This window comes from Pseudoalteromonas sp. 5Ae-yellow, assembly GCF_014077565.1.
Classification (GTDB): Bacteria; Pseudomonadota; Gammaproteobacteria; order Enterobacterales; family Alteromonadaceae; genus Pseudoalteromonas.
Genome location: NZ_JACGWD010000028.1, coordinates 1 through 12,197, shown reverse-complemented (window position 1 = coordinate 12,197; position 12,197 = coordinate 1). Strand labels below are relative to the sequence as shown.

Annotated in this window: 10 protein-coding genes; 1 reads left to right on the top strand and 9 read right to left on the bottom strand. The window is 39.3% G+C overall.

The window, feature by feature from the left end:
- The 8 genes from H4J63_RS09415 to H4J63_RS20285 form a co-directional block, all read right to left on the bottom strand.
- Entirely contained in the window at window positions 1-570 is a 570-nt protein-coding gene (locus H4J63_RS09415) for a nucleoside triphosphate pyrophosphatase (protein WP_182196157.1), read from the bottom strand.
- Entirely contained in the window at window positions 570-1,049 is a 480-nt protein-coding gene (gene mreD, locus H4J63_RS09410; protein WP_024598042.1) for a rod shape-determining protein MreD, read from the bottom strand. The genes H4J63_RS09415 and mreD overlap by 1 nt, the downstream gene beginning before the upstream one ends.
- Window positions 1,042-1,884: a rod shape-determining protein MreC gene (gene mreC, locus H4J63_RS09405; RefSeq protein ID WP_173400216.1), complete on the bottom strand. Its 843-nt coding sequence runs from the start codon at window positions 1,882-1,884 to the stop codon at window positions 1,042-1,044. The genes mreD and mreC overlap by 8 nt, the downstream gene beginning before the upstream one ends.
- Window positions 1,884-2,927: a rod shape-determining protein gene (locus H4J63_RS09400; RefSeq protein WP_002958401.1), complete on the bottom strand. Its 1,044-nt coding sequence runs from the start codon at window positions 2,925-2,927 to the stop codon at window positions 1,884-1,886. The genes mreC and H4J63_RS09400 overlap by 1 nt, the downstream gene beginning before the upstream one ends.
- Before the next feature lie 141 nt (window positions 2,928-3,068).
- Window positions 3,069-5,117 carry a formylglycine-generating enzyme family protein gene (locus tag H4J63_RS09395; RefSeq protein ID WP_182196154.1) on the bottom strand — a complete coding sequence of 683 codons (2,049 nt, stop codon included), beginning with the start codon at window positions 5,115-5,117 and terminating at the stop codon, window positions 3,069-3,071.
- A gap of 121 nt (window positions 5,118-5,238) precedes the next feature.
- Window positions 5,239-7,770, bottom strand: coding sequence for a DUF6701 domain-containing protein (locus H4J63_RS09390; protein ID WP_259365599.1), 2,532 nt, complete (start codon window positions 7,768-7,770; stop codon window positions 5,239-5,241).
- A 45-nt stretch (window positions 7,771-7,815) separates the two neighbouring features.
- Window positions 7,816-8,619: a hypothetical protein gene (locus tag H4J63_RS20290; protein ID WP_259365598.1), complete on the bottom strand. Its 804-nt coding sequence runs from the start codon at window positions 8,617-8,619 to the stop codon at window positions 7,816-7,818.
- The gene (locus H4J63_RS20285) at window positions 8,620-8,979 is read right to left on the bottom strand and encodes an H-type lectin domain-containing protein (RefSeq protein ID WP_259365597.1); all 360 of its coding nucleotides are present in this window, start codon (window positions 8,977-8,979) and stop codon (window positions 8,620-8,622) included.
- 217 nt (window positions 8,980-9,196) lie between these two features.
- Between H4J63_RS20285 and H4J63_RS09385 the strand changes: the two genes are divergently transcribed.
- Entirely contained in the window at window positions 9,197-10,105 is a 909-nt protein-coding gene (locus H4J63_RS09385) for a 1-aminocyclopropane-1-carboxylate deaminase/D-cysteine desulfhydrase (protein WP_182196152.1), read from the top strand.
- On the opposite strand, the gene H4J63_RS09380 is transcribed toward H4J63_RS09385, so the two are convergent.
- On the bottom strand, window positions 10,102-11,721 hold the full coding sequence (locus H4J63_RS09380; RefSeq protein WP_182196149.1) for an EAL domain-containing protein: 1,620 nt from the start codon (window positions 11,719-11,721) through the stop codon (window positions 10,102-10,104). The two genes, H4J63_RS09385 and H4J63_RS09380, sit on opposite strands and share 4 nt — an antisense overlap.
- Window positions 11,722-12,197: the final 476 nt, after the last annotated feature.

Below are 12,197 nucleotides of genomic sequence, written 5' to 3'. Positions count from 1 at the left end.
TTACCTTCTTAAGAATGTTTTTAATAATTGTTCGGTTTCATATAAAGGTAAGCCTACAACAGAAAAATAGCTACCCGCAATGTGAGTTACAAAGCGGCCGCCTAAACCTTGGATACCGTAGCCACCGGCTTTATCTTGTGGCTCACCTGACTCCCAATAAGCATTAATTTCTTCATCTGTTAAGGTTTTAAAAGTAACATCTGTGCTTACAACACAGCTAAGCACATCATTTTGCGTCGCAAATGCAACTGCGGTAAGAACTTGATGCGTGTTACCTGACAGGCGTTTTAATGTGTTTGTAAAATCGTTTTTATCACGAGGTTTACCCAGTGATTCGTTGTCGATAACAACCACGGTATCACTACCAAGCACAGGACGATCAGTATATCCAAGCTCAACACCGCTTTGTGCTTTTAAGCGCGCTAAACGCTCAACAAGAGCTCTAGGTTGCTCGTTTGGAAGTGGGCTTTCATCTGCATCAACACTAAACTGTGTAAATTCGACACCTAATTGGCTTAATAACTCTTTACGGCGGGGAGAGGCTGATGCCAAATATATTGAGGTAGTCATTACCTGATCCTAAAATGTCTGCGATATTTACGAAGCAGTAAAAAAACCCAAAACCAGCTAACCATTCCGGTTGCTACTGGCCATAAATACTGTGGATTAAAGTAAACATCTAACAAAAAATGATTTAGCCAAAATTGCATTAAATGGTACAGCGTTAAAAATAAACCAACTAATAAGCTTTGTTGCCAAAGCGAAAAGTTACGAATTTTTTGAAAGTTACTTGCGGTTATAAATATACATACTGAGAATGTAAGCGAGTTCACACCTAGTGGTGAGCCAGATGCTAAATCTATTAATAAACCAACAACCCATGCAGTACCAATATTTAAACGATGCGGTACTGCCAATGACCAATACATAAGTACAAGTAAAACCCAATCAGGCCTAAATGGTTCAAATGAAAATGGCAGTGGCATTAGTGCCATTATTAACGCAAAAAAGATGCTTAGCGCAATTAACAATGAATAACGGTTAATCATCGCTGATTTGCTCCTGTTGATTACGCCATAAAATAACCAGCAAACGAATGCGATCTAACTGTGCAATAGGTTCTGCAAAAACTTGTGCAAATGGGCGGCCTTCATCACGATTTATTTCGGTTACTACAGCCACAGGGTATCCTTCAGGAAATGTGCCACCTAAACCTGATGTAACAAGTACATCGCCAATTCGCACATCTAAACTGTGTGGAACGTGCGAGAGCTTAACGACGTTAATTTTACCTATGCCTTCAACAACCGTTCGTACATCGTTACGAAGTATACGCACAGGTGTAGCATGTGTGGTGTCGGTCATTAGTAGCACGCGTGAAGTTGTTGAACCAACCTTTGTGAGCTGCCCTACTACACCCATTTCATCAATTACAGCTTGGCCTTCACTAAGCCCGTCAGTAGTACCACGGTTAATAACAACCTGATGACTATACGGGTTTGAATGTACAGAAAGTACTTGAGCAATAATTTTACGATTTGATTGCTTCGCAGATGAGCCCAATAAGGCGCGCAGTTTTTGATTTTCTCTGGCTAGAAATTGATACTGCTGAAGTTGCTCGCTTTGTAGCATTTGCTTTTTTTTCAGCGCTTCGTTTTCAGTAAGAAGCTGATCCCGCGTATGCAGGCTTTTAGCACTTAAGCTAAATAATTCGTAGGGTAAATTAGCAACATAGATTAGTGGGCTAACTAGAGTATTAAGGCTGGTACGAACAACGGTACCACCTTGCGTATATCTGTCTCCAACTATGAGTACGATACTCAAAAGCACTGCGACAAAAAGTCGCAGTTGCAAAGAGACTGTGCGTCCAAACATTAATTTCATTAGTCGTAACTAAAAACGTCACCACCATGAACATCGATCATTTCTAATGCTTTACCACCACCACGCGCAACACACGTAAGTGGATCATCAGCGACAACAACCGGAATACCCGTTTCTTCCATTAATAAACGGTCTAAATCTTTTAACAATGCACCACCGCCAGTAAGTACCATGCCGTGCGCAGAGATATCTGATGCCAGCTCTGGTGGTGATTGCTCAAGCGCAACCATTACTGCACTCACAATACCCATTAACGGCTCTTGTAGAGCTTCTAGGATTTCGTGTGAGTTAAGCGTGAATGAACGCGGGACACCTTCTGCAAGGTTACGGCCACGTACTTCAATTTCGATTGGTTCATCAGTTTTAAACGCAGAGCCAATTTGATGCTTAATATTTTCAGCTGTCGCTTCACCAATTAAGCTACCAAAGTTACGGCGAACATAATTAATGATAGCTTCGTCAAACTTATCACCACCAATACGAACAGATGATGAGTAAACAACACCGTTAAGTGAAATAATAGCAACTTCAGTTGTACCGCCACCAATATCAACAACCATAGAACCTGTTGCTTCTGATACTGGTAAACCTGCGCCAATAGCTGCTGCCATTGGTTCTTCGATTAAGTAAACTTCACGAGCACCAGCACCCATTGCAGATTCACGTATTGCACGTTTTTCTACTTGAGTAGCCCCACACGGCACACAAATTAGTACACGCGGACTTGGGCGCATAAAGTTATTGTTATGCACTTGCTTAATGAAGTGTTGTAACATTTTTTCAGTTACATAAAAATCAGCAATTACACCGTCTTTCATTGGACGGATTGCTTTAATATTTCCCGGTGTACGACCTAGCATTTGTTTTGCTTCTGTACCTACAGATGCAACACTTTTAGGTCCACCAGCGCGTTCTTGGCGAATAGCAACAACAGAAGGTTCGTTTAATACAATACCTTCTTCTTTTACATAAATTAGGGTATTGGCTGTACCCAAGTCGATCGATAGATCGTTAGAAAAAATACCACGGAGTTTTTTAAACATGAGGCTGGATGACCTTTGAAATACGTTCTTATATTAGCTGCCTCACTTTAACATGCTCAACTATATGAGCAATATAAAGCGCAGCGCCTTTGTGAATTTGTGAATTTGTGAAAAAAGGAAGCAAAGCTTCCTTAATTGAGTTTATCGTTCGCGAACTAAGCGAAAACCAATGTAGTTAGATCTAAAATCAGGCGCTAATATTAAACGCGTAGATGCACGAGCAAGGCTTGGTGCAAAGTTCCACGCTCCGCCTCTTACTGCTACATCAGACTCACCTGATTCTTTATCGGTCCATTCCCATACATTGCCTACGGTATCGTATAATCCAAATGCATTTGGAGAAAAAGAACCTACTGGTGATGCACGTCTGTTTGACCATTCACTACCACACCAACCACAGTTAGCTAGGTTTTTACCAATTTCGTTACCCCAAGGGTATTCTGTTTCAGTTCCTGCGCGTGCTGCGTATTCCCACTCAACTTCGTTAGGTAAACGAAATTGCTGTCCTGTTTGACCCGATAACCACTCAGCGTAAGCTTTTGCATCGTTATAAGTTAAACATACAGCAGGAAAGTCACTGCCTTGCTCAAAACCAGGATTACGCCAATTTAAATTTGCTTCCCATACTGGTTCGCCATTTAAATAATACGCACACCCTTTATTTTTTTCCGCTTGAGTTTTATAACCTGTATTTGCTACAAACTTTTCGTAGGCACCTACGGTTACTTCTTTACTTTGCATAGCGAAAGAATTTGCTATTACTTTTTCAATTACTGGACGTTCATTAGCTAAACCATTGCCATTGATATCGCCCATTTTAAATTTGCCTGCAGGAATAACGACAACCGGCGTTTCAACGTTTGCATTTAATACATTAACGTTTTCACTAACCTGGCGTGTTGTTACTTCTGGTTGCTCTCGAGTATAGGTCGGTGCAGCAATCGACTTAGGCTTTTTTACCAAATTTGCATTAATTGTTTGTGCTTTATTCAAATCAACACGTGCTTGATAAGGTTTATAACCAAGTTTACGTATTTCAATGTTGTGAATACCCGGCGGTAAACGTGTGATCAAGCGTGTTGAGCCAAAGCTTACACCATCGATAAACACTTCATCGTCGTATACGTTTGATCGTAATGTCAGCTCTATTGATTGATCCTTCTTCTTATTAAGGATAGAAGGGTAATCTTTTTTCGCCGATGCAGGTTTAACTGAATAATCACGTACTGGCTGCTTTTCTAAACGAGAAACCGACACCGTGTTGCTATTATCCGCGCTATTACTGAATGTTAACTGACTATCGGTAAATGTATTGTTATACGCGGGTTGATAAGCCGCGGTAAGTGGCGTGCCGTACTCAGAACAATAACGATTGTCTATACTTAATAAGCTACATAAACGGCTACTATTAACTTCACCGCGCATGGTTACGCTTAAATTAACGTTGTAGTTACCTTGGCCGCTAAATGCACTGTTAACTACATGGCTACTTAATATTTGTACTTGAGCGCCCGCCAAATTACGTTTTGGCTCAACAATGCGCTCTTCTGTTAAGTTTGCAAATATTTGATCTACAAAGCGTTTAGTTGCTTTTTGTAGCCCCATTTGCTGACCGCGTTGCTCACACGCCGCTAGCGTTTCTGTTCGCTTACAGTTAATCGTATGGTTAACTTCAAGCGTGCCTTCACGTGTAAACTCGTTACGTAAACGCTCTACTCTGGCTGTAGTTAACTGCTCTTTTAAACTTTCTAAAGTATTTAAAAGCGTATGCTTAGCAACACGAATTTGCTCTATATCTTTACGGTGGGATGCAATTGCCGCCAACTGCATAGAAATATCATCTTTGTTTTGCTTATGATCAATCACCGCTTTTTGATAGCGTGATTGAGCCGCACTAATATTAATAGTGGGATCGTCAATTAAACGACGGTACATTTCGTTCATCGCATCGAGCGCTTGGTTTTTTTCTTTATCTAGCTCTGTAGAACGAGAACGAAGTAGCTCTAGTTGATTTTGTAACTGACTTTCTTCTTTAAGATGTTTTTCAAGTATTCTTGTCGAGTTATCGTATTCTGTCTGTTTAACACTAATCTCTGACTCAATTCCAGTTACTGTAGCTGTGTCTTGTGCAAATGCACTACTAGCTAACAAACTAGCTGAAATTAACAGAGATAAAGGAGTAATTCGCATATATTCCAGTCCCAAAAAGCGGCAATTATTTGGTCGTTATTATTTTTTATAATTAAAACCTTATGCTATGTACTTGCAGCACAAAACACAAGCTTTGTTCAATTATTATCTTAGTTTACAACTATTCGCGTGTTTCACGCCAGTAAATAACCCGATCATTTCCTCGAAAGCGTCCAAATTGTAAAATAGTACGAGGATCAAGCTGTGTTTCATCCCCCTGCCAATCCCACTTTAACCAATCATAAGTATTATATTCTAAGGTAAATTCACCCAAACCATTTGGCTGTGCATAAATACCATTGTTTGCCGGATACACTCCCGCCTCTAACTGGCCAGATACACCCGTTCCATATTCATAGGCTAACTGCGGGCTGTTAGGTGATATTTGAGTGATTTGGGTATGATCAAATACACTACAGTTATCTTCTGCGTTATTTACAAATCCACTGCCGTTGTAATACTGAGCCTGCATAGGAATAAGTAAAGGGTCGAGATCGGAGCCTGCGTTATTACCAAGGACTAAGCGTCCAAATTTAAACTCTATTGGTAATGTATTTAGTCTTACGCTATTACAGCCACCCGAGCATGCTGCTTGTGTATTAGGTTTATCATTTGCATCAATGAGCGTTGCTCCTTCTATGTTAGAAAGCGTTGCCATTAAACTCACCATAGCAAACGGTCCATCTGCTTGCCCTACACCTAATCTTTCGAGTGTCGTGTTAAGTTGGCTCATTTGCCACTGGCCGTCGCTTATATCTCCCCAGTTATTATTTCCTAGGTTTACTAATCTGCTAGCAAAATTAGTTGCGGGTACATAGTTAGCTACTTCATTATTTTCGGCATTAATGGCTACACTGGACTTATCAAAGCCCTCTTTATAATTAGCCATTAGCTCACCATTTTGATTTAGCGCTTGTACTGTAAAGCCAAGTTCAAAAGGTTGATCAAGGTAAGTTAAATTACTGCCGTATTGCGTGCATTGTGCGGCAGCTTGAACCCCCACTACCTGAAACTGCGAAGGTGCAAAACGACCAATATTATATAATTCACCTTTTACATCTCCCTCGCCAAAGTAATCTGCATCTTGCAGACCTGCTGTTAAATCAATGATGCCAACTTGGTCGTAATTATACTGCGATATAGATTCACTCAAACTGCCTGTGTCACTAAAGGCAACAGTGCTCATCGCTTCAAGCGTACCTTGAACGCCTGGCGTAGGCGCTTTAAGTAATGCCTCTACAAGTGGTTGCTCTGTAATAAAGTGCTTGGCAATGGTGTTATTTGTTATATTGCTGTAGTTATCTGGGTAACCATCGTTGTTAGTGTCTTGCCCTGTTTGCCATTGCACCGCATTCATCTTTAAATCAAATGCTTCGCCAGTTAATCTAAATAAACTCCCATTGGCATCTGCTGCATAGCCATCACTTGCAACTTCTATCGCTAATCCAAATGGCTTTACAACATACTCATTTGAACTCCCCGTTAGATTTACTGATAAATTAGTGACTGGGTCTAAAATTAAATTGGTATTTACATTTAAACTCAACTTTCCTGCGTCGGGATAATTTATAACAATCGGGGCTTTAGACTCACTATCAAAGTTTAGCGTGAACGATTTAGCTGCTTGCTCGACCGCAAAGGTATTATTGTTGTTACTAAGTGAAACCGTATCAGAACAACTTGCACCAGCACTGCATGTATACGATAAATCTAAGCTTACATCACCACCAGCGGGAAATGCAGCTTCGCATACGCCCGTAGTGGTATTTGTTTTTACCGCTTGAATAGATAGCGCTTTTGCATTAAATCCAGTATTTGAAGGCTTTGCTGATAACTGAGTAGGAATTGTAGTATTTCCATCTGTATCATTATTAAAAATAAATCCAGCATCAGAAAACGTAACTTTACAGCCACTCAAACCAACATTATTACCACCGATATAACAACGAAGAGGTGCAGAAGGATCAGCAGTGTTATATCCAAATGTAACACTGCCTGTGGTGCGTTTAGCAAATTCGACAACCGCTGATCCTGTAAAATTAATATTCTCCCCCGTAACCCAACTTTGCTGACCACTATTATCTGGAGAAAGGTTTAAACTAGACGGCTCAGCAAATAATAAATCGCAGGCATCATTAGCGCAGGCTGTGAGTGTCATCTCTTTAGCTTCACACATTAGAGCATTGTTATCGCTTATTGTTAAACGATAATGATCCAGTGTTTCTGGTGTATAAATGCCACAAAAACCAGGGATACTTTCGGGTACTGGTAGAGCGTCAAACGTTGAGCTCCCTTCGGTAATAATTTGAGTAGCCGATGTAATTGACCCCTGATACGTTACATTTTGTGCGATTCTTACCTCACCAGTGGCAACAATATAGGCCGCAATATTGGCATCGGCTGCAATAGCAATCGCACCATCAACATAAATAGCTAAATACGCGCCGGTTTCGACCACTATACTTGTTTTACCTATATTCAAAAATGAAGTTGATAATAGTGAGGTTGTGTCTTTTAAAAATATACGTGTAGGCGCTGTTACTCTGTACTCTGTTTCCAGCATACTTAACTGCAACTCATCGTAATAATAGTCGCCAGCTAAAGAAGTAGGTACGGGCCCTGTTGAGCTACCATCATTTGTAACCGTTGGCACCTGCGCCGCTTGATTAGGCTCTAAAGAGTTATAACCACCAGCAACTCACGCCTGACCATTACATAAAGGAGGGCTCGTCAGCGCTGTAGAAATTAAATTTGTGGTGGTGACAAACTGCGCATTACCATCGGTTATTTCTACCCCCTGCACCAGCTGTACTTCACCGTTGTTATAAGTAGAAATAGCGCCTGGGAATAACGTATCACAATCTAAAATATCACCATTAAATACAAAGGTACTGGTCATGGCGAGTATTGATGCTTCCTCGTTTACGTGACGGCGCTCGTTATCGCCATCACGGTCTTCGTCAACAACAAGCCCTAGCCTGTCAGTTCTTAGGTTACAGCTGCGTAGCCACCCGCCATCATCTTCTTGGCGTGAGTTTTTACTTGCAACCACCAAAGGAGCCACACTAAAGTTATTAGTAAAACTAAAGTAATTACAGCCATCGCTCCAACCGTCAATTTCAAAGCCTGTGAAAAAAGTTTCCCACGATACCTCAACGCCATTATCGTCAGTAAATGTGCGGTTACTTCCTGGCTCCACTGCCATGTAAGCAACAGTTTCGTTTTTTATGAGCCCAAGTGCTGTTTCAGATGCCTCTAAAGCAATATTAACGCTGCTGGCAGATAGCGAATTACTTTCTACTGCAACTGTTAAAAACGGAATTAATGCCTCAGAAGGTGGATTGCTGTCTATGCTATTGAGTGTTTGTAACGAATGGAAAAAGTTTGGCCTTTGAGTAAACGGTTCAGCAAATGTTAAAGACTTATAGCCTTTAGGTGTCAGTGGAGCAAAGCCAGACTTAGAGCCATACTGTAATTCGAGTAATAAGTCTGTACTGCCCACTTACATAATTGTGCCGTCTGGAAATTGATGCACACCATACTCAACAGCTAAATAGTGCGCCCCCATACTAATATGTCCACCATCTTCTCCTGAAGGTTCAAGCGGTAAGGCCTCAAAGCTAGTTGTGGTTATATTACGTATTCTTATTATTGCAGGGTTTCCACCTTGGTTTGTTGAGAGCATAAATACAGCAGGAGGCGTTATATATTGCTGTTGAAAATTTACTTTTGTCCAAACAGGCGATGTGTATGTATCTTGCAGCTCTATATAACGGCCCTCGATTTTTGGAGGCACTGCATTTGCGTGATTACAAAGTAACACGCAGCTAAAAAATATAATGACTAATGCACTTTTTATCATGGTAAAGTTTTAGCCTCCACACTGAGTGTTCTTTGTGTTTCCCAATAATCCTTTCTGCAATCATTTCCTGCAGGGCAATCAATTGCGGCGCACGTTGCACTACTTTGTAAGTAATAAATATTAACAAGCCCGTTTGTTGTGCTGCTGTCGGGTAGGTCTATATATTCATCGCAACTCACCAGCACGTTACACTTTGCCAAGTTGAAAACTAATAAATATGCATAAATCATTTGAAACTAAAGAAAATAACTATATTCAGCAAATAGATACAACGTTTCTAAAAAAGAGAAATATTTGTTTAGGTATAAAACGTGACGATCTACTACATCCGCTAATAAGTGGCAATAAATGGCGTAAATTAAAATACAATTTAGCGTATATGCAAAAGATAAATAAAACAGAGCTTCTGACTTTTGGTGGTGCGTTTTCAAACCATATTCACGCCTGCGCAGCCGCAGGAAAAGAATTTAATATAAAAACTCACGCGATTATTCGCGGACCAGAACTGGATAACAACAACCCAACAATCCAATTTGCAAAACATTGTGGTATGAACCTACATGTTGTTAATCGTATAGAGTATCGAAAACGCCAAGACACCGATTACCTTAATGCTTTGCAAGAGCGCTTTCCAAATGCTTATATCATTCCTGAAGGTGGTACAAATGAGCACGCTTTATTAGGATGTAAAGAGTTAGTACAAAGCTTACCTGAGCATAACTACTTAGTGTGCCCTACCGGTAGTGGTGGCACGCTTGCTGGATTAATAGAAGGCAGTGCTTCAACAACACAAATTATTGGTATAGCGGTATTAAAACAAGCTGATTATTTAAATGAAGAAATAAAAAAGCTGAGCGCTAAAGCTAATAATCAAACTAACTGGCAGTTACTCACAGAGTTTCATGGTGGCGGCTATGGTAAGTTTTCACCTGAGTTATGGCAGTTTTGCCAAGAGGTGGGCCGCACACACAACCTACCGCTTGAGCCTATTTATAGCGGAAAAATGATGTATGCATTGTGGCAACTCATTGAGCAAGATTATTTCCCATCTGGGAGTAAGATTATTGCGGTCCATACTGGCGGACTTCAGGGGCTAAATGGTCTTAAATATAGAGGCTTAATTTAATGAAATACCGCTTGCGTAAACTCTTGAAGTGGCTCTGAAAAGTAAAACCCTTGAGCTCCAACCACTCCCAACTTGGCAAGCGTAAACAACTCTTTTTGAGTCTCTACACCAACGGCATATACAGGTAAATTTAAAAGGTTTGCGGCTTCGACTATCTTTTTTATCTGCCTTTGATTTTGAGTTTTTTCATTTAACAAATGAATTAATTCGTATGATAACTTAAGTCCGCAAACTTGGTTATAATCAGCTAATACAGCTACTTTCTCACTGCTTTTTACATTATCAATTACAATTTGTGAACGGCTTTTTTTAATTATATTTAGTGCATTAGTTATCGATTTTCTATGAGTAAAAAATTCTGTCTCGCTTATTTCAAATTGTAATTTAGCACTTAATTTAAGTTCAGCTATTTGACTAGGTAGCCACTCCCAAAATACATCGTTAAACCAATTTTTAGGGTGTAGATTTACACTAACTGTTTGAGCCGAAGATTCACTCAGCATTAGCTTTTTAACTTGTGTTATTACGGCTTTATCTAATATTAAAGCGTCTTGATTACTATAAACCTGATTAATAAAATAACGAGCAGCTAGTAATCCAAGTTGGCTATGCCTAACCCTAATAAGCGCTTCATGTTGTAAAATCTCCCCACTAGAGAGCTCAAATAAAGGCTGGAAGAATAATATAAACTTATTCTTTTTAATATTTTCGATAACCTGTTTACTCGAGAGTGGTTTTTCTTGGTAATAATTTAACGCTAAGCGGTGATAGTGCTGTACTGAGCTGCTTTGCGATAGCATAAGTGCTGATTTTGCTAACTGATAAACCGCAATTTTATCTGCGCCTACTCGATAGTCGCACGCACCTATTTTAATGTTTTTATGAGTCATACTTTTTTGGTAATTTTGGCATAGTAAAAACACACTCTGATGAAGCTTTTCAACGTAGCTGTCTAACTCGGGAGTAGATATATGTGGCAAGGTGATGGCTAAGTAATTGGAATTTAGTATTTTTACCGACACATCTTTAAATCCAGTCAATTTTCTAGTGATTAACACTTTAAAAATAGCTTCTTTATCGGTTTTCTTATCAAAGTCACATTCAATGAGTAAAAATAAGCTATGTGATGCTCTATTAACCCCATACAAAGAACTTAATTCGCATTTTTTTACTTGTTTAATTAATCGTATTTTATTTTGTTTTTGTTTAATAATTTTAGTAGGTTGTATCATTGTATTTTTGGGCGTAATTTTACGACTTACATTCAATAACCCCCACCAGCGATAAGACCAGCCAGCGGCGCCTAATATGATCAAGTTTAGCAATATAAATAAGTAACTTTGTGTTACCCAAGCAGGATAGTGATAGAGGCTCAGATTTAATGTTTTGTAAGAAAAAACTTCGCGCTCTATATTCACTAAATGCTTAAAATGCTCTGCAGGCTTTGGCACTTCCAACATAAAACCTTCACTTTTAGCTAATGCAGCCAACGCTTCATTGTTCATAGAAGGAGATAAATTCAGCTCGTAAACGTGTTTAACGAACTGCTGCCCAGAAGCATGAATTTTTTGATGTAATGCATCATTTAAAATAAAATTAAAACTAATAAGTATCATTAAAAATAAGACAAAAGAGATACCTTTGAAGTACTTGAAAAGCCAGATTTTACTCTTTTGCATAGCCTGCCACTCGTTAAATTATTAACTAAAGTGTTGTTCAATATCTATAGAAGTACAAGGCTATAAACTAAGTTTAAACGTTTATTAATAGTGCTAAACAAAAAACACTCAGATAAACGAGAACTTACATAAACAAACAACTATGCCCTTTATTTTATAAATAGATTAAATTGAATCCTCAAGCTTAAGCGCGTTTTGTTTGTACTATATGCAGCGAAGCTGTGTGCTTTGTTTATAGTGCCCAGCTCACTAACTTCTGACATTGATAATTCAACCTTTGCTGAAATGTAACTATTCACCAAGACAAATTATTTTCTAAGGATCTTTTTTAGCTATTGACTGATCCTGCCAGTATGCCAAGCTAGAGCTATTACCCTATCGCTCTAGCTTTAATGAATTTAAACAGCATAAAT

Bases quoted from the DNA above. Each gene is read 5' to 3' on its own strand.
- H4J63_RS09415 (WP_182196157.1), bottom strand. From the start codon at position 570: ATGACTACCTCAATATATTTGGCATCAGCCTCTCCCCGCCGTAAAGAG.
- mreD (WP_024598042.1), bottom strand. From the start codon at position 1,049: ATGATTAACCGTTATTCATTGTTAATTGCGCTAAGCATCTTTTTTGCG.
- mreC (WP_173400216.1), bottom strand. From the start codon at position 1,884: ATGAAATTAATGTTTGGACGCACAGTCTCTTTGCAACTGCGACTTTTT.
- H4J63_RS09400 (WP_002958401.1), bottom strand. From the start codon at position 2,927: ATGTTTAAAAAACTCCGTGGTATTTTTTCTAACGATCTATCGATCGAC.
- H4J63_RS09395 (WP_182196154.1), bottom strand. From the start codon at position 5,117: ATGCGAATTACTCCTTTATCTCTGTTAATTTCAGCTAGTTTGTTAGCT.
- H4J63_RS20285 (WP_259365597.1), bottom strand. From the start codon at position 8,979: ATGATAAAAAGTGCATTAGTCATTATATTTTTTAGCTGCGTGTTACTT.
- H4J63_RS09385 (WP_182196152.1), top strand. From the start codon at position 9,197: ATGCATAAATCATTTGAAACTAAAGAAAATAACTATATTCAGCAAATA.
- H4J63_RS09380 (WP_182196149.1), bottom strand. From the start codon at position 11,721: ATGATACTTATTAGTTTTAATTTTATTTTAAATGATGCATTACATCAA.